The following is a 22,063-nucleotide window of genomic DNA, read 5'->3' on the forward strand; positions in this document are numbered from 1 at the left end:
CAGAAGAATAAGGAGCCGTCCTTCCATGACAGCGTCCAGCAACTCCCACGCACCGCTCCGGCTGCTCGCCGTCCATGCCCACCCCGACGACGAATCCAGCAAGGGTGCCGCCACGATGGCCATGTATGCAGCGTCCGGGGTGGACGTTATGGTGGCCACCTGCACCGACGGCTCACGGGGGGACATCCAGAACCCGGCCGTGGAAGGCGAGCCCCATCCCAAACGGGACATGGCCGGTGCCCGGCGGCTGGAGATGGAACGGGCCGCCAGGATCCTGGGCATCAAGCAGCGATGGCTGGGCTTCGTGGATTCGGGCCTGCCGGAAGGTGATCCGCTTCCGCCGCTGCCTGCCGGATCCTTCGCCACCCTGCCGCTTCACCACGCGGCTGCCCCGCTGGTGCGCCTGGTCCGCTCCTTTAAGCCCCACGTCATCCTCAGCTATGACGAAAATGGCGGCTATCCGCACCCGGACCACATCATGGCCCACCGGGTTGCTGTTGAGGCCTTCGATGCTGCCGGTGATCCGGCGCGTTATCCGGACGCAGGTGAACCCTGGGAACCGGGCAAGCTGTACTACGACCGGGCCTTCAGCCCGGAGCGGTTCCGTGCCCTTCACTTCGCCCTGGAGGAGGCAGGCCTCCAGTCCCCGTACGCCGAGCGGCTCGCCGCGTGGCTGGAGTCCGACGCCGAAGGCCACACGCCGCCGCCGGCATCCCACCCCACCACCACGCAGGTGGACTGCGGAGACTTCTTTGAAGTGCGCGACGACGCCCTGCGGGCGCACCGTACACAGGTGGACCCGCTGGGGTTCTTCTTTGCCGTCTCCCCGGAAATGCAGCGCCGGGCGTGGCCTTGGGAAGACTACTCGCTGATCCAGTCCAGGGTCCCCTCCGTGCTCCCGGAGAAGGACCTGTTCGCGGGGCTAAGATAGAAGCGGCAGGCAATTTCTATGCCGCGTAGAAGAGGTGGCCGGACTTGGGCCGCCGTATCTGCTGCCTGCTGACACCCGTTCCATAGAAGGTATTCACCGTGCATCGTCTACTCCTCAGCCTGGCTACCACCCCCTCGCCCCTGCCCACACCTTCCCTTCGTGAGGGGATTTCCGAGGACCAGGTAACGCCGGGCCTGCTGGGATTCATCATGACGGCATTTTTTGTGGCGGCCACCGCCCTGCTCATTGTGGACATGGTGCGGCGCATCCGCCGGGTCCGTTACCGTGCCCAGGTGGAGGAGGAGCGCATTGCCGCAGCCTCTGCTGCAGATATCGAAGCTGCGGAAGCCGCAGAGGCAGGCTCCGCAGATGCAGGTTTCGCGGCGGAAGGCCCTGCTGCCGGGCCGGTGGTTGGGGAGTCCTACCAGGGCCCGTCCGACGGCGGCGCGGACGTCGATCCCGGAAACCGCCGGCACTAGAGCCGTCCCGGCTCCCGTTCTTCCTATGCGGTCTCCGGCGCCTTGGCGGGCATCTCAGGCAGCCGGGACACCACTGCTGGCCTGGAGATACTGCACCTAGCTCAGCACTGCCAGGGCAATGGCTGTGAAATGCGAAGCGAAGGCCACCACGGTCAAGGCGTGGAAGAGCTCATGGAAGCCAAAGTGGTGGTAGCTGAAGTTCGGCTTTTTGAGGGCGTAAAAGACGGCACCAGTTATGTACAGGGCTCCGCCCACGCAGATGAGGACGGCGGCGGGGGCGTTGGCCTGGAAGAACTGCGGCAGGTAGAAGAGCGCACCGCAGCCCAGGGCGATGTAGATCGGAACGTAGAGCCAGCGCGGCGCCTCGGTCCAGAGCAGCCGGAACAGCACCCCCAGAATGGCGCCGGACCAAATGACCCACAGCAACAGGACGGCCTGGGGCCGTTCAAGGAGGGTCCAGGCCAGCGGCGTGTAGCTGCCGGCGATGACCAGCATGATGTTTGTATGGTCCAGCCGCTTGAGCACCATCTTCACCCCCGGCGACCAGTTGCCACGGTGGTACACAGCGCTGACACCGAACAGCAGCACGCCGGTGGCCGCGTAGATGGCCGACGTAATCTTGCGGTCGGCCGTCGGAGCCAGCAGCACGAGGACAATCCCCGCCGCAAGTGCCAGCGGAGCCGTCAGAGTGTGGATCCAGCCGCGCCACTTCGGTTTGATCATCAGGAGCTCGGCAAGGCGGACGGCCGCCTCGTCCATAGCGGTTGTGTTGGCGTTCGTTTCCGCGCTGGCTTCCGCGCCTGGATTGTCCTGGGGCCGCGGCGTCCGGGGAGCGTCCGGGGTGTCGCTGTTCATGGCTCCAGAATAACTTACGGCCCGGTAAGTTACCGGTCAGTAACCATGGACCCGCGCACGCCCGACGGCCGGGAAGAGCGTCTCAGTTCCCCGCGGACGGTAGCCTAGGATGTGCAAAGCCGAACGTACAGCAAGGAAGTCAGGTGAGAGACCGCGTGGAGTTGCCCGGGTTCCTCTACGGCTTTTACGAGCGCCGGCTGCTCAAGGACCTTGCCCGCGACCGCATTCCCCGGCACATCGGCGTTATGGTGGACGGCAACCGGCGTTGGGCCAAACAGTTCAACGCGCCCACCAGTCAGGGCCACCAGGCGGGCGCGGATAAAATCCATGAATTCCTCGGCTGGTGCCAGGAACTCGGAGTCAAGGTGGTCACGCTATACATGCTGTCCACGGACAACATGAACAGGTCCAGTGAAGAACTCGACCTCCTTATGGGCATCATTGCCAACACCCTGGACCGGCTGGACGAGGACGCCAATATTTCGGTGCACGCCATGGGTGCTCCCGAGCTGCTGCCGGACTATCTCGCGGAGCGGCTCAACAAGCTCACGGCACGCACGCCGGTCCGCGAAAAGATCCATGTCAACGTGGCCGTGGGGTATGGCGGACGCCGGGAGATCGTTGACGCCGTGCGCGAGCTCCTGCACGACGCCGTCGCAAGGGGCACGGACATCGGCCAGCTCGCGGACGACCTCTGCGTTGACGACATTTCCCGGTTCCTCTACACGCGGGGCCAGCCGGATCCGGACCTGGTGATCCGTACCTCCGGTGAACAGCGGCTCTCCGGGTTCCTGATGTGGCAGAGCGCCTACAGCGAGTTCTACTTCTGTGAGGCCCTGTGGCCGGCCTTCCGCAAGGTGGACTTCCTGCGTGCCCTCCGCGACTATGCCGGCCGGCAGCGGCGCTTCGGCTCCTGACATTCCGGGTTCACCCACAGTTCACATGGACGCAACAGGAATCGCCGCGTAATGGTTGCGGAAATTACTTCCGATGGATTTACGTTATATCCATCAGCAGGCAAACCGCCGGCTGATCGGGGAGGCCAGTACATGGAGCGAGACATCGCGCCGGTTGTATGGGAGGCCGGACCCGGCCTCGTGGCCGAGCCGCCTCACCACTAACAATTCCGGGCATGCGCCCGGGGCTGGAGTCGATGTGGCTACTTCTGAACAACTGCCCGCGGTCCTCTTCGACCAGGGACAGAAAGCTACCTCTCGCGCCATGCGAGCCACCTCAGAGACCGGCACAGCAGAAGATGCTGCGGCCGGTTTTGCTGTCTCCGGAAGGGAAGCCACCATCCACACGTTCGTGATCGACACCTCCGTCCTGCTGTCCGACCCCCGTGCGCTGCTGCGCTTTGCGGAACATGAGGTCATCGTTCCGGTTGTGGTCATCACCGAGCTCGAGGCCAAGCGGCACGACCCCGAACTTGGCTACTTCGCACGGAAGGCGCTCCGGCTCCTCGATGATCTTCGGGTCAAACACGGCGGCCTGAGCCAGCCGATTCCCATCGGCGACGACGGCGGCAGCCTCATGGTGGAACTGAACCACATTTCCGCCGAGGTGCTGCCGCTGGGGTTCCGAAGCGGGGACAATGACAGCCGCATCCTCGCGGTCGCAAAGAACCTCGCCAACGAGGGCCGGGACGTCACCGTGGTGTCCAAGGACCTTCCCATGCGGGTCAAGGCTTCAGCCATGGGGCTCACCGCCGACGAATACCGCAACGAGCTGGTGAAGGACTCCGGCTGGACCGGTGTGGCCGAGGTGGAAGCCGGCGAGCAGGAGATTGCCACCCTGTACGGGCACGAACCCGTGTTCATTCCTGCGGCAGCGGAAATGCCGGTGAATACCGGCCTGGTCCTGCTGTCCAACCGCGGCTCCGCGCTCGGCCGGGTCGGGCCGGACAAGCAGGTGCGCCTGGTGAAGGGCGACCGTGATGTGTTCGGCCTGCACGGACGGTCCGCCGAACAGCGGCTTGCCATCGACATGCTCATGGATCCCGCCGTCGGCATCGTCTCCATCGGCGGCCGGGCAGGAACGGGCAAGTCGGCCCTGGCTTTGTGCGCGGGCCTGGAAGCGGTGCTGGAGCGCCGCGAGCACCGCAAGGTGATCGTTTTCCGGCCCCTCTACGCAGTGGGCGGCCAGGAATTGGGTTACCTCCCCGGCTCCGAGTCCGAGAAGATGAATCCCTGGGCGCAGGCTGTATTTGACACCCTCGGGGCACTGGTCAGCCAGGAAGTGGTGGAAGAGGTCATGGACCGCGGCATGCTTGAGGTCATGCCCCTGACGCACATCCGCGGACGCTCCCTCCACGATGCCTTCGTGATCGTTGATGAGGCCCAGTCACTCGAGAAGAACGTCCTGCTGACGGTCATGAGCCGCATCGGCCAGAACTCGAAGATCGTTCTGACCCACGACGTCGCCCAGCGCGACAACCTTCGCGTCGGACGCCACGACGGAATCGCCGCCGTCGTCGAGACCCTGAAAGGGCACCCGCTCTTCGGCCACATCACCCTGACCCGCTCTGAGCGCTCACCCATAGCAGCACTGGTCACGGAACTGCTCGAAGGCTAAGAGCTCAGTTGTTCAGAGGGGTCGTGGTCCGGTTCGCCGGGCAACGGCCCCTCTTGTGCGCGTCCGCGGTTGGGTTCGTCCGCCCCGAGTCCTTCGCCGTCGCTTAGACACCTCCCGGCGCACCGCTACGGTCGCTGGGCGACCTGCGCATGCTCTGGTCGGCGATGCGCTCCTACGCGAAGCACTCGGACCGGCCGCGTGCCGAGGCGCACCTTGGGCGTCAACAGGCACAAGCCGGGTTATGGGCCTTCTCGTAGGAGCGCATCGCGGCGCATCGGCCGCCGGAGGTCGCCCAGCGACCGCAGGTGGCCCCATGCGTCGTGTCTAAGCGACGGAGAAGGACCGTGGCCCGGCGAAGCCAGCCACGGATGGGGCACTAACTGACCTTGAGGAACTTCGCCGCTGCTTCGTGGCCGCTCACTTGGAGGGTCCAGTCGGGGCGTTTGAAAGTGCTGGGCGTGAGGCGGACGTGCTGGACTGTTTCGACTTTGCTGCCCCAGGCCTTCCTGGTGGTGCCGTTCAGTTCGTAGCCCAGGGAGCGGGAGACGCCGAGGGAGGCTTCGTTCCAGCTGGCGGCTTCGGACTCGGCCACTTCTGCGCCCAGCCAGTCGAACGCGTAAAGCGCGACGGCGGCGCGCATCTCCTTGCCCAGGCCGCGGCCCTGCACGGACTGCGTGAGCCAGGATCCCGTGGTGACGGTCCTGAGCGCAGCGAAGTCCTTGGCCCCGACGTCCTGGCACCCGATGAAGTTGCCCTCGTGCCAGATTCCGAGGAGCAAGGTCCAGGACTCCGGGGAGCAATCCGCGCGGCAGCGCCAGTACCAGCGGGCCATGTTGGGAGCCAGCTCATCTGCCGGAAGCGCCGTCCACGGGGTGCTGAATGGACTCCTGCCCGCCTCGTGAATTCCGCTTTGCGCGGCTGCAACGGCCGCCGGAATTTCCTGGTCCTGGATGGGGCGGAGTTCCAGCCGCGGGGTGGCAAGCCTCAGGCCGAAAAGGGGCCAAACCTCGCTCAGTGATGTCATCAGCGAAGCCTAACCGATGAGCGCCGCGGGGGCCTGTCACAGTCAGGCAGGGACATCCCAGGTGATGTGCTGGCGTACGTCGGTAAGGCTCATCGACTGGGCCAGGAAGAGGTCGTCCAGCATGTACTCGTCGACGGCGATTATCCGCAGCCAGTGGCCATACTCCTCTGTCCCGGGCTCAAGGGACTGGCTTGCCACGCATACGCCGGTGGCCAGGTCCACCAGGATCCGGGATCTGCCGGCAAGGCACAGCGGCGCGGCCGGATGGGCCGGATGGTAGGCGGCTGTGGGGACCACAACTGCTTCAAGCACCGGACGTCCCTCGTGCTCCTGCTGCCGGACCTCGCGTATTTCCACAGAGTTGCTGCCGGGAAACTCAAGAGGCACGGGGGCGTTGCCGGCCAGCTCCACCGGGTCCAGGGCTGCGGAGAACCGTCCGTTGCCGAACCCTGGCTCGCCATAGGCTGCTTCCGGCCGCCGGCGCACCAGGCCATGGTCGTCGTACACGGGCGTCACCAGGTGCGGTGGCAGGAGCCACGACTTCCGGGTGGCACTGACATACAGGCCATCCCTGGAATCGTTGATCCCTGTAGTGCTGTGCAGGACAAGTCCATCGGCAGTTTCAAGACGGAGCGCGCCCGGACGGCGAAGCCAAGCCCGCACCAGGGGCGCCGCCGGATTCGGGGCATCCGCGAAAGGCTCATCCCAATACTCAAAGCGCAGGGACTGCCACTTCCAGGGCGAGGACCTGCAAAGATTCCGGAAGAAGGCAGGGTTCCCGGTGGCTGAAGTGCCGTCCGGATCCATCCGATGCCGGGAGTCCCACGTCGCCATATCCACAGTTTACGCGCGGGCGCTGCGGCGTCGAGCGGAAATCCAGTAGCATCCGAAGGTGATCCAACGACTGGGCGAACTGTGGCAGCACACCCCGCTGGCTTTCTGGCTGGTGCTGGCAGCCTGCGCTTACTTCGCGGTGATGGCCGTCCGCCTCACGGTGATCGACGTCCGCCACCACCTCCTGCCAAACCGGATTGTCTTCCCGTCCTACGCCGTGGCCGGCGTCCTGCTCCTCGCGGCAGCGGCCTTTGCCGGGGTTGGTGCAGGCCAAGGCAGTGCCAGTCCCGCCGCAGGCCTTATGGCTATGCCGGCACTCCGCGTAGTGGCCGGTGCCGCCATCCTGTGGCTTTTCTACTTCATGCTGCGGTTCGCGTATCCGCCCGGCATGGGTTTCGGGGACGTGAAACTCGCCGGAGTGCTGGGGATGTACCTCGGCTACCTGGGGTGGGGACACCTGTTTGCCGGTACTTTCCTGGCTTTCCTCCTCGGCGGGTTCTGGTCCATCGCGCTGCTGGCCGCCCGCAGGGGGACGCTGAAATCGTCCATCCCGTTCGGCCCCTTTATGCTCGCCGGGGCCGCCGCGGCAATGCTGCTTCCGGCCTGACGCAGCGTGCCGCCGGATGTAAACAGGCAGCAGAGGATGTGGCTTGGCCGGTTGAAGGCAAGGCGGGCAGGCAGTTCGGTAGGCTGGCGGAATGCCTGCCCCTGACTACGTCCTGAAACTCCGCAAGAAAATCGGCAACGATCCGCTCTGGGTTCCCGGAGTCAGGGGCGTGGTCATTGATGGCTCGGGGAGAGTGCTGCTCGCCCAGAGGGCCGACAACAGGCAGTGGGCGCTGGTCAGCGGAATGCTTGAGCCAGGGGAGCAGCCGGCAAGCGGCCTGGTACGGGAAATCTTCGAGGAAACGGCCGTCGTGGCGGAACCGGAACGGGTTGTATCTGTAGGGGCGGTAGGTCCGTTCACGTATCCCAACGGCGACGTGTGCGAGTTCCTGGACGTCGTGTTCCGTTGCCGCTACGTCTCCGGGACCGCCCGGGTGAATGACGACGAATCGCTGGCTGTCGGCTGGTTCGGCGTTGATGAACTCCCTGAGCTGATGCCCGGCCACCTCACCAGCATCCACCGCGCCCTGGCTCCGGCAGAGGCAGCCCACTTCGAACCCTGACAGCACCCCGCCACGCCAGGGCCCGGCCCGGGAACGCAGCAGGGGCGCCGCAACCCCCAAGATTGCGGCGCCCCTGCCAGTCCCGCACTCCCGCACCACAGGCCGCAGGAGTACGACGGCGGTCAGTTGCGCTGGGAGACCAGCTCGCCGTCGTCGTCCTTGATGGTGTCCCGCTCCAGGGCTCCCGCCGCTGCCCCCACGGTTGAGCCGGGCAGCCCGGCGGCGAGGCGCTCGGCTTCTTCACCACCCACGGCTTCGCCGCGTGCCACCATCCCGGCGGTATCCGACAACGGAATTTGCTTGAGCGTGACGGCAAGGATCAGCGCCACCGCAATGAACGGGATGAGGTACCAAAAGACCGGGGCGAGCGAGTCGGCGTAGGCGTTCACGATGGCGTCGCGCAACTGCTCCGGAAGCTGGCTCATGGCCTGCGGGTCCAGGGTGCTGGTGGACTGCGCAGCCTGCTCCGCGGAGGCGCCGGCGCCGGTGAACGCGCCGGTCAGGGATTCCGAGAGCCGGTTGGTGAAGATCGCACCGAAGATGGCCACGCCCATGGCCGCTCCCACCTCACGGAAGTAGTTGTTGGTGCTGGTGGCCGTGCCGATCTGGTCGGCGGGGACGGAGTTCTGCACCACCAAAACCACCACCTGCATGATCAGGCCCAGGCCTGCCCCGAAGATGAACAGCTGGACGCAGATGACCCAGATGGGGGTGCTGGCGGCGAGGGTGGTCATCCAGAGCATGGCAGCCATGGTGAGGGCCGCTCCCAGGATGGGGTACATCTTGTACTTGCCGGTCTTGGAGATCCGGATGCCTGAATAAATCGAGGTGCCCATCAGGCCTGCCATCATGGGCAGCATCAGCAGGCCGGACTCCGCCGCGGACGTGCCGGAGGACATCTGCAGGAACGTGGGTACGAAGGCGATCGCTGAGAACATGCCCAGGCCCAGGGTGAAACCGATGGCCGTGGCGTTGACGAAGATCCGGTTGCGGAACAGGCTGAGCGGAATGATGGGATCCTCTGCACGGCGTTCCACCATCACAAACGCGGCCGCGGACAGCACCATGCCGGCACCAAAGGCCCAGGTGAGGGGCGAATCCCAGCCTTCGTCCTTCTTGCCGCCGAAATCGGTAAAGAAGATCAGGCACGTGGTGGCGGCGGAAAGCAGCACAACGCCCAGGATATCGATCCGCTTTTCGGCCTTCTTGTTGGGCAGGGTCAGGGTGAACCAGGCGATGGCGAACGCTGCGATCCCGATGGGGATGTTGATGTAGAAGGCCCACTCCCAGGTCAGGTGGTCCACAAAGAAGCCGCCCAGCAGGGGTCCGGCCACAGCGGAAAGGCCGAAGATCGCGCCGAGCGGCCCCATGTACTTGCCGCGGTCCTTGGCCGGAACAATGTCCGCGATGATGGCCTGGGACAGGATCATCAGTCCGCCGCCGCCGAGGCCCTGGATGGCGCGGAAGATCACGAAGCCCCAGAAATCGGTGGCAAGGGCACAGCCTACCGAGGCCAGGGTGAACAGGGCGATGGCAATCAGGAACAGGTTGCGCCGGCCCAGGACGTCACCGAACTTGCCGTAGATGGGCATCACGATGGTGGTGGCCAGCAGGTACGCCGTGGTGATCCAGGCCTGGTGTTCCACGCCGCCCAGCTTGCCCACGATGGTGGGCATGGCGGTGGAGACGATGGTCTGGTCCAGGCTGGAGAGCAGCATCCCGGCGATCAGAGCCGAGAAGATGATCCAGATGCGTTTCTGGGTCAGCAGCAGGGGACCTGCGGGCGGTTTGGTGGTGGTACTCATTCGTGTCCTTCTGCGGCTGTGGTTTCCGGGTTGTCGAAAGGCTGTGAGAAGAGGGTGCTGGCGGCCGCGATGTTTTCCATCAGCAGCTGGCGGTAGGGGCGCGTGTTGCCGTCGGCGAAGTAGGCCATGCTGCTCTTGCGGGCGATGGTGCCCAGCAGCACCACAGCCATCTGCACCACGGGATGGTCGGCGGCTACGCCTTCGCGGCGGGCGACGTCTCGGGCGAACTGGGCTTCGCGCTGTTCGGTGATTCCGATGATCCTGAGGATCAGCTGGGGTTCCTTCTTAACAACGGCGATCAGCTGCCGGGTTTCCTCCTCGGAGCCGGCCAGGTCCTCGGAAAGCCGCAGGGAGAGCCGCACCAGGTCCTGGAACAGGGTGGGGGAGATCCCGCCGGGAGGGGACGAGGCGCCGCCTTCGATGAATTCCGCGATGACGTCCGTGGGGATGTCATCGTCCGCGTGGCCGATGATCGCATCTTCCTTGGTGGGGAAGTAGTTGAAGAACGTGCGGCGGGAGATCCCGGCGCGCGCGCACACTTCCTCCACCGTGTATCCGTTGAGGCCCCGTTCCCCCGTCAGTGCCCGTGCCGCGGCAGTGATGGCTGCACGGGTGGCGGCGCGCTTCCGTTCACGGAGGCCGCCCTCAATAACTGCACTTTCATTCACAAAGTAAAGTTTTGCACCGAAGCCCTCGTAGTGCAACTTTAGCCCACGGCCAATGCAAGAAGAACGACGACGGCCGCCCACCTTCGCTGGGAAGATGGGCGGCCGTCGCCTTTAGTAAGGGAGGCGGTGGGGACTAAGCCTTGTGCGGCGGGCGCGTCATGGACATAACGTCCAGGGCGCTGTCCAGCTGCTCCTCGCTAACCTCGCCGCGCTCCAGGAAGCCCATTGCGACGACGGTCTCACGGATGGTGAGCCCCTCTGCAACCGCCTTCTTGGCAATCTTGGCTGCGTTCTCGTAGCCGATGTACTTGTTCAGCGGGGTCACGATGGACGGCGACGCCTCGGCCAGGAAGCGGGCCCGCTCCACGTTGGCGGTGATGCCGTCGATCATCTTGTCCGCCATCACGCGGCTGGTGTTGGCCAGCAGGCGTACCGATTCCAGCAGGTTGGCGGCCATGACGGGGATGCCAACGTTCAACTCGAACGCGCCGTTGGTGCCGGACCAGGCGATGGCGGTGTCATTTCCGATGACCTGGGCGGCTACCATGATGGACGCCTCGCAAATGACCGGGTTGACCTTGCCGGGCATGATCGAGGAGCCCGGCTGCAGGTCCGGGATCGCGATTTCGCCCAAGCCGGTGTTGGGGCCGGAGCCCATCCAGCGCAGGTCGTTGTTGATCTTCATGAAGGAGATGGCGATGTTGCGCAGTTGGCTGGACGCCTCGATCAGGCCGTCACGGTTGGCCTGGGCCTCAAAGTGGTCGCGGGCCTCGGTGAGGGGAAGCCCGGTGTCCGTGGCGAGCAGTTCGATGACGCGCTCGGGGAAGCCGGCCGGGGTGTTGATGCCCGTCCCCACCGCCGTGCCGCCCAGAGGAACTTCGGCGACGCGGGGGAGTGAGGCGTTGATGCGCTCGATGCCGTAGCGGACCTGTGCGGCGTAGCCGCCGAATTCCTGGCCGAGCGTCACCGGGGTGGCGTCCATCAGGTGGGTGCGGCCGGACTTCACGACGTCCTTGAACTCAACCGCCTTGCGCTCCAGTGACTCGGCCAGGTAGCCGAGGGCCGGAATGAGGTCGTTGATCAGGGCCGACGTCGCGGCAACGTGCACCGACGTGGGGAAGACGTCGTTGGAGGACTGCGAGGCGTTGACGTGGTCGTTCGGGTGGACAACCTTGTCGCTGCCGGCGGCCTTGAGGGCCCGGGTGGCCAGTTCGGCGAGGACCTCGTTGGTGTTCATGTTCGAGGACGTGCCGGAGCCGGTCTGGAAGACGTCGATGGGGAAGTCGCCGTCGTACTTGCCGGCTGCCACCTCATCCGCTGCGTCTGCGATGGCCTTGGCAAGCTCGCCGTCGAGCACACCCAGTTCAGCGTTGGCCTGGGCGGCAGCCTTCTTGACCCTGGACAGTGCCTCGATGTGGGCACGTTCCAGGGTCTTGCCGGAAATGGGGAAGTTCTCCACTGCCCGCTGCGTCTGCGCGCGGTACAGTGCGTTCACGGGGACGCGGACTTCGCCCATCGTGTCATGTTCAATGCGGAACTCTTCAGTGGAAGTCATGGGGCTAGCTTAGGGCGATCCGGCACCCCATCGAAAACCGTGAAGAGCATGCTACGGGCTGGTTTTCACCCCTGCTCTAGAGCTCACCGATCCCGGAAACAACGTTGGCGCGGCCCTCGGCCAGGCTGTACGAGAGGCCGATGACCGCAGTGCGGCCGCTTTCGATTGCGTCCGAAATCACACGGGAGCTGTCCACCAGCCGCTGGGACGTCTGCTTGACGTGCTCCACCACCATGTCGTTGACCTCGTGCTTGTCCTGGCGCATGGAGGTCAGCACCGACGGCGTGATGCGCTCCACCAGGTCGCGGATGAAGCCCGGTGGCATGTCGCCGGTGTCCACGGCTGCCTTCGTGGCGCTGACGGCGCCGCAGCTGTCGTGGCCCAGGATGGCGATCAGCGGCACCCCGAGCACACCCACGCTGTATTCCAGCGAGCCGAGGACGGCGTCGTCGATAACCTGGCCTGCCGTGCGCACCACAAAAACGTCACCGAGTCCGACGTCGAAGATGATTTCAGCGGCGAGACGGGAGTCCGAGCAGCCGAAGATCACGGCGAAGGGGTGCTGGTTCTCAACGAGCGAGGACCGGCGCGAGGAGTCCTGGTTCGGGTGGGAGGACTGGCCGGCGACGAAGCGTTCGTTTCCTTCGCGCATCCGGCGCCAGGCAAGGGCAGGAGTCAGGTAGGTAGTCACCCTGCTTACTTTAGGGGGCGGTGGTGGCCGCGGGTGAAACTGTGACGGCGGGGTTGCTGGCCAGGGACTTCACGACGGCGTCCGCCAGGGTGGCGAATTCGTCCAGTGGGGCGGCGCCGGAGAGGATGACAGTGCTTCCGCGGTATTCCAGCACCATTGACTTTTCGCCCTTGCCGGTATCGCGGAGTTCCCATTCCTGGCCGCCCGCGTCCCGGGCGCCGGTGACCGGAGCGTTCTGCGTCTGCTGGAGGAGCCAGGTGGGGTTGGCGGCGCGGGTTTGGGCCAGTCCGATGAAGGACTCCTTGGGCGTGACGTAGCCCACCTCCCACGCGGGGACGCCGCTTGCCGTGCCGGCCTCCCACCTGGCGTAGTTCGGCCGGAAGGCGTTGCCGGTGTCCGGGGCTACCGGTGTGAAGCCCGCTACGTCCGTCGCGTTCCGGGCTGCGGCGCTGACGTCGATGTCCGGACGGTAGCCGTCGCTCTTGGGGGAGGGGTTCATCAGGACGATGGGCAGGAAGGCCGCGATGCTCACCACCAGGGCAATGATCATACCGATCACCGACGCATTGGCCCGCTTTGCTGCCGCCGCCGGAATAACAGGCTTAACCGGGCCCTGCCCTCCGGCTTCGCTGGATCCGCTGTTGCTTCCGGGTCCTGCCGGTTCGGGGGAAGAGCTGGTCTTTTCCTGCATGTCATTCACCCCTCTATAGTCGCCCATTCCGGTCCGCAACTCATACTCGGTCCGCCCGAAGCAGGTCCACCCGGGACACCAGCCTCCACGTACATTGCGCCGCCGCGTCATCCCGCCGCCGGAACCCGGTGCCGCGACTATGATCGATATCAGAGGAATCACCGCCCGGCTGTCCGGCCGGGCGGGTTCAATGATCGCCACTCGAAGAAGAGGTTCACGTGTCACCAGCGTCCATGACCCAGAAGTACTCCACGATCTCCCCGTCCCTGGCGGTGGGCAACGATGAGCCGGACCGCAACCTTGCCCTCGAGCTTGTCCGCGTTACCGAAGCGGCAGCAATCGCCGGCGGACACTGGGTAGGTTTCGGCGATAAAAACACTGCCGACGGCGCCGCCGTCGACGCCATGCGCTCCTTCCTCCAGACCGTCCACTTCAACGGCGTAGTGGTCATCGGCGAAGGCGAAAAAGACGAAGCCCCCATGCTGTTCAACGGTGAACGCGTTGGCGACGGCACCGGCCCGGAATGCGATGTGGCCGTCGATCCCATTGACGGAACCCGCCTGACTGCACTGGGCATCAACAACGCCCTTGCCGTGCTGGCAGTGGCGGAACGTGGCTCGATGTTCGATCCCTCCGCCGTGTTCTACATGGAGAAGCTCGTCACTGGCCCGGAAGCCGCGGACATGGTGGACCTCCGCCTCCCGGTCAAGCAGAACCTGCACCTGATCGCCAAGGCCAAGGGCGTCAAGGTCAACCAGCTCAACGTCATGATTCTGGACCGCGACCGCCACCGCCCGCTGGTGGAGGAAATTCGCGAAGCCGGCGCCCGCACCAAGTTCATCATGGACGGTGACGTTGCCGGCGCCATCGCCGCTGCACGCTCCGGCACTGGCGTTGACGCGCTGATGGGCATTGGCGGCACCCCCGAAGGCATCGTCGCGGCCTGCGCCATTAAGTCCCTGGGCGGAGTCATCCAGGGCCGGCTGTGGCCCACCAGCGACGAGGAGAAGCAGAAGGCCCTCGACGCCGGCCATGACCTGGACCGGGTCCTGTCCACCAACGACCTCGTCTCCAGCGACAACTGCTACTTCGCCGCCACCGGCATCACCGACGGCGACCTGCTCAAGGGCGTCCGGTACTCCAAGGACAAGGTCCTGACCCAGTCCATCGTGATGCGTTCCAAGTCCGGCACCATCCGCTTTGTGGACGGCGAGCACCAGGCCAGCAAGTGGGAAGGCTACGCCCGCAAGAGCTGATCCCTGGCCACCCACGCCATCGGAGCCCCGGAAAGCGCCCAGCGCATTCCGGGGCTTTGGCGTTAATGCGTTGGTATAGGGTTTAAGCCATGATTCCAGCTGTTGTGCCCTGTACTGACCGCGCCCTTTGGGACGAATACGTCGACCGGTTCCAGGGGCACCCGCAACAACTCTGGGGCTGGGGCGAGACCAAGGCCATGCACGGCTGGTCCGTGGACCGGGTACTCATCAACGACGGCGACAACCCAGTCGGTTGCGCGCAGCTGCTGGTCCGCCGGCTTCCGTTCCCCTTCCGCGCCCTGGTCTACATCCCCAGGGGCCCGATGTGTTCCGTGGAAAACGCCCCTGCCGTGCTCAGCCACCTGGCAGACCACGCCGCCGTCCGCCACCACGGCGTCGCCCTGAGCATCGAGCCGGACTGGGCCCAGGACTCCGCCTTCGCAGGCGCCGTCGCCTCGGCAGGCTTCCGGGCAACCACCAATACGGTACTGATCCCGCGCACGCTGATCCTTGACCTCACCCGGACTGACGACGAACTGATGGCGGAGATGTCCAAGTCCACCAGGGCGAACATCCGCAAGGCGATGCGCAGCGACGTGGAGTTCCGCAAGGTCAAGAATGACGCCGAGCTGGAACAGGTCCTCTCGATCTACCACGAGACCGCTGAGCGCGCCGGCTTCGGCATTCATGAAGACCAGTACTACCGGGACATCTTCAAGAACATGGGCGACGGGTCGCCGATCATCGCAGCCTTCGACGGCGAGCAGATGCTGGCCTTCGTCTGGCTGGCCAGGAGCGGTTCCACCGCCTTCGAGCTGTACGGCGGGGTCTCCTCCGAAGGGCAAAAGCAGCGCGTCAATTACGGCGTGAAGTGGGCAGCGCTGCAGGCCATGCGTGAAGACGGTTGCGTGCGGTACGACTTCAACGGACTCCTCAACGACGGCATCTCCGACTTCAAGAAGCAGTTCGCGAAGCACGAAAACATGCTCCTGGGCACATGGGAAAAACCGCTCTCGCCGTTCTACCCCGCTTACACCCAGGCCATGCCACTGGCACGCCGTGGACTTCAAGCGGTCCGGCGCCTGCTGAAGACGGCGGCCGGACAGGTCCGCCCGGTGATCGGGAAGCTGCGCCCGGGCAAATAGCTGCGGGTGCGGCCGGCCCCGGCAGCGAGCGGCGTCCGGGCAAAGGGCGACGACGGCACCCGGGCGGGCGCCGTCGTCGCCTTTTGCTGTTGCTAGCCGCGGGCGAGTGCCTGCTGCAATCCTGTGGTCACAGCGAATGCAAGCGCAGGCTCGGTGCTGCCGGCCACGGGATGAACGTTGACCGGGGCCTCGGCGGCAGCCAGGAAGGCACTGCCGCCCCGGGAGAGCTGCAGGTCGCCCTTGGGTGAATCCAGGTAGACATCTCCGGCAACCACAATCACCACTGCCGCGCCGGACTGGGCCAGCGGGACAGGCCCGGCGTTGGGCGGGAGTTCAATGCGCTGCAGCTGGAACTCCTCGAAGGGCGGACGGAAGAGCTCCTGGTCCATCACCGTCCGCTCTGCCTCCAGCATGGGCACCGCCACGGGCTGGAAATCGATGGTCCGCAGGAGTTCGGGAACGTCAACGAACTTCGGGGTCAGCCCGCCCCGCAGGACGTTGTCCGAGGACGCCATAACCTCAACACCCAGGCCGTGCAGGTACGCGTGGACGTTCCCGGCGGGCAGGTAGACCGCCTCGCCCGGCTCAAGCGAGATGCGGTTCAGCAGCAGCGAGATCAGGACGCCGGAGTCGCCGGGATACTTCTCATTGAGGCTGATCGCTGTAGACAGTTCGGCGTCAAAGGGAGCCAGCGGAGCTCCTGATAGCAACGCGGCCACCACCAGGGCCGTATCCTCGGCCACGGCCTGGCCGCCGGAGATCAGGCGCTCGAAAGCCTTCCGCAGCCCGGCTCCCTCGTTGCTGTCCTCAAGATCCGCCAGCAGGGCGGTGATCAGTGCCGGCGCCCCGCCCTCAACGGCTTCAAAGGCAGCGGCAACATGCTGCAGGAGCTTCCGGGTCTGCGCTGCCGGCCGGAAACCGCACAGCGCCTCAAACGGCGTCAGGGCAAGAATCATCTCGGGCTTATGGTTGTCGTCCCGGTAATTCCTGTTGGGGGCATCCGCGGCCAGGCCCTCGGCGTTCTCCCTGGCGAAGCCCGCCTTTGCCTGCTCCAGGCTCGGATGGACCTGCAGAGACAGCGGCTGGGCAGCCGCCAGGATCTTGGCGAGGAAGGGCAGCCGGGGACCGAAACGTGCCACGGAGTCCGCGCCGAGGAAATGCTCCGGGTCACCGGCGATCAGGACGTCCAAGGCGGCAGTGGTCCCATCCTCGGGCAGGCGGGCCACGGATGGTGAGTCCGGGTGAGCACCAATCCACAACTCTGCTTCCGGGCCGCCCGACTCCGGACGCCCCAGCAAGGCAGCGATCGCCGTCGTCGATCCCCAGGCATAGTCCCGGAGGACATTGTCAATCTCGTACAAGGCGGTGTCCGTTCCGTAGGTAGGTATGGTGGCGGCGTTGGCTATAACGGGGCGCACTGGCCGTTGGTTGCCACGAGTTCCCGGATAGCCTGCTCGTTGCCCTGGCTCTTGAGCTCGTTGAGCATCGCTTCAGTGATCGGCTCACCGCCAGGAGTGGTGGTCACAGGCGTGAAGTCCGACGCCGGGGGAGACTGTTGCGCCCGGGTCCCGCCGGCCGGCAGCGTGGCCAATGGATAGCGGACCGGTGCAGCCTGCAGCACCCCGCCTGTTGCGCCCGGCACCACCATTGCGTCATCCGGCAACCCGTCATCCGGCAACCCGGCAGACTGGGCTTCCGGCGCCGGGGCCAGCAGCTGGTCCACCCGGTCGTGGATGACATCGAAGTTGGGCACAGTGGAGAAGGAAGCGTCAAAATCGGGCGGGCCGATGGTGAGCCGCTTAATGTCCTGGCCCTTGGCCTTCATGGCGAGGTCCACGAAGCTGCCCAGCTGCGAGGAAGAGATGTTGGAGTCAACCACCTTGGTTCCCGCGTTGGCGATCTCCTCGAACTTGGCCAGCAGCGTAGCGGGGTCCAGCTGCTGGAGCATTGCCTGCTGCACGCACTGCTGGCGCTGGATGCGGGCGTAGTCGTCCACGAATTCACGCGACCGCCCGTACCAAAGTGCATGGTAGCCATCCAGCTTCTGCTCTCCTGCGGGGATCCAGCCCAGGGGCATACCGTGGATGCCGTTGGCCTCGTCAATTGTTTCGCCGCTCATGGGCACCCAGCCCCCCGCCTTGATCCTGATGCCGCCCATGGCGTCGATCAGCTTGGAGAACCCTTCCATATCCACCAGCACGTACGCCTGGACCGTGATTCCCAGCGTTCCGGAGACGGCCTCAAGCGTGGCCTGGGCGCCGGGATCTGCAACGCCGGGATAGAGGTCGGCGTGCTCGTTGGTCACTTCTGTATTGATGGCGTTGATCAGGCACGCGTCGCCGCAGTCGTAGCCGTCAGGGTAGATGGCCCGCATGGGGGAGCCCTCACTGAACTGGGCGTTCTGGAGGTTCCGGGGCACGGAGATGATGGCGGTCTGGCCGGTCTTGGCATCGACGCTCAGGACCGAGAGGCTGTCCGTGCGCCTGCCGGTCCGGTCGTCACCGGCGTCTCCGCCCATCATCAGGAAGTTGTAGCGGCCCTCCACCGGGTCGATCGCGGGACCGGCGGAGAAGATGCTGCCGATGGCATTCCGTCCCACGTTGAGCAGGTAGGCGGCGTAGCCGAGCGAGCCGCTGCCCAGGACCATTGCCAGCACCAGGGAAATTACGACGGCGGGCCGTGCCGGCGGCGCCAGCAGGACCGGGCGGATGAGCCTCAGGGTATTGATGAACAGGATTGCCCAGCCGGCGGCGAGTGCCACCAACAGGATCACGATGACCAGCGAGGCAACGGGGTTGGTGACGATATTGATGAGCAGGGTCCGGTTGAGCAGCAGCAGGAGCACGGCCAGCAGCAGGGCGGCCCACACGCAGAGCGTCACCCTAAGGGCCGCGCGCCCGAGTTTGCGGTCGCCTGCCACAAGCTGCGCGCTGCCTGGCACCAGGAGTGTCATAAGCACAAGCACGAAGCCGCGCTTGGTCCGGACCGGCGAGGAAGCGCTGACCGGGTAGCGGACCGGGTCGGTGAGCGCTGCGTCCGAAGCGGACTGCGGGACCTTGCTGCTGGTCATGGGTGCCTTCCTAACGGCTGCCCCGGAGCGGGCCATTGCCTTCAGCGAAGACCTCGCTGACCTTCTGCCGCAGGTTTGCCCCCTTGCGGGACGCTACGGCATTCAGGTCAGCGGCGAACTCAAGAAGGTCGGCGCGCAGTGATGCTGCAAGCTCATCCGTGCCTGCTGCAAGCATCCGGACCGCCAGGAGTCCGGCATTGCGCGCCCCCGCGATGGACACGGTGGCCACGGGAACACCGGCAGGCATCTGCACGATGGAGAGCAGGGAGTCCATGCCGTCCAGGGTCTTCAGCGGGACCGGCACTCCGATCACGGGGAGCGGAGTGACGCTGGCCAGCATTCCCGGCAGATGGGCAGCACCGCCGGCGCCGGCGATGATGACCCTCAGCCCGCGCTCGTGCGCTGTCTGGCCATAGCGGATCATTTCGGTGGGCATCCGGTGGGCGGATACAACGTCGGCTTCAAAGGGGATTCCGAACTCCGCCAGGGCATCGGCCGCAGCCTCCATCACCGGCCAATCAGAATCCGAGCCCATCACCAGGCCTACCAGCGGGCTGCCGGCGGAACCGGGGGCGGGGGTGGCTGGGGCGCTCATGCCTTCTCCTCAAAATTTACTGGCGGTTCTTCGGCGGGTACCCGCCCATCCCGGATGATGCCTGCCACGGTTCCTGCACGGCGCCGGACGGACTCAACTTCCTCCGTGGATGATCCCACCAGGTTCACATGGCCAATCTTCCGCCCCGGGCGTACCGACTTGCCGTAGCAGTGCACCTTGGCCGCCGGCTCGCTGGCAAGGGCCAGCGGGAAAGCGGAAAACAGGTCCTGGTTGTCGCCGCCCAAGAAGTTCTTCATGACCACTACCGGAGCCAGTACATCGGTAGCCCCCAGCGGAAGGTTCAGGACGGCCCGAAGGTGCTGTTCAAACTGGCTGGTGACCGACCCGTCCTGCGTCCAGTGCCCGGTGTTGTGGGGCCGCATGGCCAGTTCATTGATGAGGAACCCTGCGCCGGTACCCGGGGTTTCGAAGAGCTCCACGGCAAGGACCCCTGTCACTCCCAGCTCGTGGGCAATGCGCAAAGCTGCGTCCTCGGCGGCGGCTGCAACCTCCACCGGGATGTCCAGGGCGGGGGCGATGACTTCGTCACACACCCCGTCAACCTGGATGGTGTGCACCACGGGCCAGGCCCGGGCTTCGCCGTCGGGCGTCCTGGCGACCAAGGCGGAAAGTTCGCGGGTAAATTCGACTTTTGCCTCCGCCAGGAGGGGACTCATGGCCTCAAACCATTCTGTGGTTTCGGCAGCCTCCTCAGCAGAGGAAATGATTTTTACACCCTTGCCGTCGTAGCCGCCGCGGGGCGTCTTCAGGACCACCGGCCATCCGGTGTCCTCGCCGAAGCTGACGAGCGCGGCAACATCTGCCACGGAAGCCCACACGGGGTTGGGAAGCTCCAGCCGGTCGATGGCGGCACGCATTACCAGCTTGTCCTGGGCATGGACGAGGGCGTCGGGGCCGGGCTGGACATTGACGCCGGCTTCCTGCAAGGCCCGGAGATGGGCCGTGGGGACGTGCTCGTGGTCAAAGGTCATGACGTCCAGGCCCTGGGAGAACTTTAGAAGGGTCTGCAGGTCTTTGTAGTCGCCCACCGGTGATGAGGACACAGCCTGGACGGCGGAAACGTCATCGCCTTCGGCGAGGACACGGAGTTCAAAGCCGAGTGCAGTCGCGGCTGGGGCCATCATTCGCGCGAGCTGGCCGCCGCCAACCACACCTATTACTGGAAAAGTCACATATGCCAGCCTACCGAAGACCGCCCGGTATCCCGCTTTTGGGGCGAGGCGGGGTAGCAGTTTCCGCGCTGCCGGCCCTCCCCCTGCCGCATATTAGGGGGCTGCCCCTCAGCTTCGGGGGCTAAAATAGGCCTCTGGCCGAGTGGCCCATAGTTCCAACGGCCATGGAGGGTCATGTTTAACACACTTGCAGATCGCGTCCGGGGGCTCGCCTCACTTTTTTGGCGTGAGGTGGCCAAGTTTGGAGCCGTAGGCGGTGTGGCATTCGTCATAGACAACGGCCTCACGTATTACCTCATGCATGGTCCTATGACGGACAGCGAGGCCAAGGCCCGCTTTGTTGGCGCTTCGGTAGCCACCATTTTTTCCTGGATCGCAAACCGCTTGTGGACCTTCCGGCACCGGCGGCAGGACAACGTACTCCGCGAATTCCTGATGTTCATCCTTATCAACGGCATCGGCATCGGCATCTCGACAGGCTTCACTGCCCTCGCGAAGTACGGGCTTGGCGTCACCGACAAGAACATGCTCTTTTTCGCGGGAGTGGCAGGTATCCTGGTGGCCACGGTGGTCCGGTTCTTCGCCTACCGGTTCCTGGTGTTCAACAAGGAACTGGACCAGGAGCCCGAGTTCTCACACGACCACGAGCTCATCGAAGTCCACCACCATGCCAATGACGCCGGCGTCGGAGCCGGCGTGCCGGAGCGCGAGCCCTTCACGGAAGACCCCGCCCAGCCTACAAAATAAGGGCCAGGCCGCAGAAGCACCAGCTCAGCTGCCGTGGATGCGTTCCGCGGCGAGCAGCTTCCCAGTGGGCTCCACGTCGGGGTGCGTCATCACTACTGAACCCCCGCCCCGCCACGCGCCCAGTGCATTGGCCAGTGCCGCCTCAAGTCCGTCCCGGCCCGGTATGTGCAGTCGGACGGAAACTTCGTGGGGCACTGCGAACCCGTCAAGCAGGTCCTGGTGGGCGTGCCGGCGGCCGTCTTGCCCAACAATTGCACAGGCCGTGGGATTGGCCTCGGTGTGCTGCATAAAAACGTCGCCGTGGGAGCGCACTTCCGCCGCGTAATCAAGGTAGCCGGCCGGCAGTTCGCCGGCCCAGCGCATGGCCAGGGCCGGCAGTGCGACCGCCACGACGGCGTCGTACTTTCCTGCTGCCGACTCCGGCCGGGCGGTGGCCAGGAGGTCCGCCTCACCGCCGTCGAGGACTGTTTCCAGGCCTAGCTGCCAAGCGGCCAGGGCCCAGACCATTCCTTTCCAGTGCGCGGGCAGATCCAGGGCCAGCCGCATGCCGGGCTCGGCGTCCAGTTCGTCCTGGAGGAGGTTGCTGGTTTTGGCCACCCAGTTGTCCAGCACCTTTCCGGACAGCTCCACGCGCTCCGAGTCCGGGCCGTACCAGGTGAGGCGCGGGGCAGTGGAGTTGCCTGAACGAAGGCTGGTCATCAGATCTATTGCCGGGGTAGTCATGGCTCAATCCTGCCATTTCGGACGGGCGCGGTCACTGGAATGGGCCGTCATTCGGCAG

The 22,063-nt window shown here is 65.4% G+C and carries 22 protein-coding genes; 9 read left to right on the forward strand and 13 right to left on the reverse strand.

Annotation, left to right across the window (positions count from 1 at the left end):
- Nucleotides 1-25 precede the first annotated feature (25 nt).
- Both mca and M1E07_RS06885 read left to right on the forward strand, forming a co-directional pair.
- On the forward strand, nt 26-931 hold the full coding sequence (gene mca, locus M1E07_RS06880; RefSeq protein WP_461189509.1) for a mycothiol conjugate amidase Mca: 906 nt from the start codon (nt 26-28) through the stop codon (nt 929-931).
- Between the two features lie 98 nt (nt 932-1,029).
- Entirely contained in the window at nt 1,030-1,410 is a 381-nt protein-coding gene (locus M1E07_RS06885; protein WP_461189510.1) for a hypothetical protein, read from the forward strand.
- A 96-nt stretch (nt 1,411-1,506) separates the two neighbouring features.
- Here the strand turns inward: M1E07_RS06885 and trhA are convergent, their stop codons facing one another.
- Nucleotides 1,507-2,169, reverse strand: coding sequence for a PAQR family membrane homeostasis protein TrhA (gene trhA, locus M1E07_RS06890; RefSeq protein WP_461190343.1), 663 nt, complete (start codon nt 2,167-2,169; stop codon nt 1,507-1,509).
- A gap of 251 nt (nt 2,170-2,420) precedes the next feature.
- Between trhA and M1E07_RS06895 the strand changes: the two genes are divergently transcribed.
- Both M1E07_RS06895 and M1E07_RS06900 read left to right on the forward strand, forming a co-directional pair.
- Nucleotides 2,421-3,182 carry an isoprenyl transferase gene (locus M1E07_RS06895; protein WP_461190344.1) on the forward strand — a complete coding sequence of 254 codons (762 nt, stop codon included), beginning with the start codon at nt 2,421-2,423 and terminating at the stop codon, nt 3,180-3,182.
- Between the two features lie 238 nt (nt 3,183-3,420).
- Complete coding sequence (locus tag M1E07_RS06900) at nt 3,421-4,839, forward strand: PhoH family protein (protein ID WP_461189511.1); 1,419 nt, start codon at nt 3,421-3,423, stop codon at nt 4,837-4,839.
- Nucleotides 4,840-5,215: 376 nt separating this feature from the next.
- Here the strand turns inward: M1E07_RS06900 and M1E07_RS06905 are convergent, their stop codons facing one another.
- Nucleotides 5,216-5,863 (reverse strand): GNAT family N-acetyltransferase, encoded by a 648-nt coding sequence (locus M1E07_RS06905; RefSeq protein ID WP_461189512.1) that lies wholly within the window; start codon nt 5,861-5,863, stop codon nt 5,216-5,218.
- A 42-nt stretch (nt 5,864-5,905) separates the two neighbouring features.
- Complete coding sequence (locus tag M1E07_RS06910) at nt 5,906-6,697, reverse strand: hypothetical protein (RefSeq protein WP_461189513.1); 792 nt, start codon at nt 6,695-6,697, stop codon at nt 5,906-5,908.
- A gap of 58 nt (nt 6,698-6,755) precedes the next feature.
- Here M1E07_RS06910 and M1E07_RS06915 point away from each other — a divergent pair, with 58 nt between their 5' ends.
- Both M1E07_RS06915 and M1E07_RS06920 read left to right on the forward strand, forming a co-directional pair.
- Nucleotides 6,756-7,304, forward strand: a complete 549-nt coding sequence (locus M1E07_RS06915) for a prepilin peptidase (protein WP_461189514.1) — start codon at nt 6,756-6,758, stop codon at nt 7,302-7,304.
- A gap of 91 nt (nt 7,305-7,395) precedes the next feature.
- A complete protein-coding gene (locus M1E07_RS06920) occupies nt 7,396-7,866 on the forward strand; it encodes an NUDIX hydrolase (RefSeq protein WP_461189515.1) in 471 nt (156 codons plus the stop codon).
- Between the two features lie 122 nt (nt 7,867-7,988).
- On the opposite strand, the gene M1E07_RS06925 is transcribed toward M1E07_RS06920, so the two are convergent.
- The 5 genes from M1E07_RS06925 to M1E07_RS06945 all read right to left on the reverse strand — a co-directional run bounded on the left by M1E07_RS06925 (nt 7,989) and on the right by M1E07_RS06945 (nt 13,276).
- Nucleotides 7,989-9,671: an MDR family MFS transporter gene (locus M1E07_RS06925; protein ID WP_461189516.1), complete on the reverse strand. Its 1,683-nt coding sequence runs from the start codon at nt 9,669-9,671 to the stop codon at nt 7,989-7,991.
- Nucleotides 9,668-10,339 carry a TetR/AcrR family transcriptional regulator gene (locus M1E07_RS06930; RefSeq protein WP_461189517.1) on the reverse strand — a complete coding sequence of 224 codons (672 nt, stop codon included), beginning with the start codon at nt 10,337-10,339 and terminating at the stop codon, nt 9,668-9,670. The genes M1E07_RS06925 and M1E07_RS06930 overlap by 4 nt, the downstream gene beginning before the upstream one ends.
- A gap of 133 nt (nt 10,340-10,472) precedes the next feature.
- Complete coding sequence (locus M1E07_RS06935) at nt 10,473-11,894, reverse strand: class II fumarate hydratase (RefSeq protein WP_461189518.1); 1,422 nt, start codon at nt 11,892-11,894, stop codon at nt 10,473-10,475.
- A gap of 76 nt (nt 11,895-11,970) precedes the next feature.
- On the reverse strand, nt 11,971-12,585 hold the full coding sequence (locus tag M1E07_RS06940; RefSeq protein WP_461189519.1) for a carbonic anhydrase: 615 nt from the start codon (nt 12,583-12,585) through the stop codon (nt 11,971-11,973).
- A 10-nt stretch (nt 12,586-12,595) separates the two neighbouring features.
- Nucleotides 12,596-13,276: a DUF4245 domain-containing protein gene (locus tag M1E07_RS06945; protein WP_461190345.1), complete on the reverse strand. Its 681-nt coding sequence runs from the start codon at nt 13,274-13,276 to the stop codon at nt 12,596-12,598.
- A 233-nt stretch (nt 13,277-13,509) separates the two neighbouring features.
- Between M1E07_RS06945 and glpX the strand changes: the two genes are divergently transcribed.
- Nucleotides 13,510-14,532, forward strand: a complete 1,023-nt coding sequence (glpX, locus tag M1E07_RS06950) for a class II fructose-bisphosphatase (RefSeq protein WP_307095921.1) — start codon at nt 13,510-13,512, stop codon at nt 14,530-14,532.
- Nucleotides 14,533-14,621: 89 nt separating this feature from the next.
- Entirely contained in the window at nt 14,622-15,677 is a 1,056-nt protein-coding gene (locus M1E07_RS06955; protein ID WP_461189520.1) for a lipid II:glycine glycyltransferase FemX, read from the forward strand.
- 92 nt (nt 15,678-15,769) lie between these two features.
- Here the strand turns inward: M1E07_RS06955 and manA are convergent, their stop codons facing one another.
- The 4 genes from manA to M1E07_RS06975 are packed head-to-tail and all read right to left on the reverse strand — an operon-like array spanning nt 15,770 to nt 20,535.
- Entirely contained in the window at nt 15,770-17,038 is a 1,269-nt protein-coding gene (manA, locus tag M1E07_RS06960; protein WP_461190346.1) for a mannose-6-phosphate isomerase, class I, read from the reverse strand.
- Nucleotides 17,039-17,079: 41 nt separating this feature from the next.
- Nucleotides 17,080-18,747: an LCP family protein gene (locus M1E07_RS06965; RefSeq protein ID WP_461189521.1), complete on the reverse strand. Its 1,668-nt coding sequence runs from the start codon at nt 18,745-18,747 to the stop codon at nt 17,080-17,082.
- A gap of 10 nt (nt 18,748-18,757) precedes the next feature.
- Nucleotides 18,758-19,342: a 5-(carboxyamino)imidazole ribonucleotide mutase gene (purE, locus tag M1E07_RS06970; protein ID WP_461189522.1), complete on the reverse strand. Its 585-nt coding sequence runs from the start codon at nt 19,340-19,342 to the stop codon at nt 18,758-18,760.
- On the reverse strand, nt 19,339-20,535 hold the full coding sequence (locus M1E07_RS06975; protein WP_461189523.1) for a 5-(carboxyamino)imidazole ribonucleotide synthase: 1,197 nt from the start codon (nt 20,533-20,535) through the stop codon (nt 19,339-19,341). Before M1E07_RS06975 ends, purE begins: the two co-directional genes overlap by 4 nt.
- A 174-nt stretch (nt 20,536-20,709) precedes the next feature.
- Between M1E07_RS06975 and M1E07_RS06980 the strand changes: the two genes are divergently transcribed.
- Nucleotides 20,710-21,282, forward strand: a complete 573-nt coding sequence (locus M1E07_RS06980) for a GtrA family protein (RefSeq protein WP_461189524.1) — start codon at nt 20,710-20,712, stop codon at nt 21,280-21,282.
- 24 nt (nt 21,283-21,306) lie between these two features.
- On the opposite strand, the gene M1E07_RS06985 is transcribed toward M1E07_RS06980, so the two are convergent.
- On the reverse strand, nt 21,307-22,005 hold the full coding sequence (locus M1E07_RS06985) for a TIGR03089 family protein (RefSeq protein ID WP_461189525.1): 699 nt from the start codon (nt 22,003-22,005) through the stop codon (nt 21,307-21,309).
- Nucleotides 22,006-22,063: the final 58 nt, after the last annotated feature.

This window comes from Arthrobacter sp. Z4-13 (assembly GCF_054792705.1).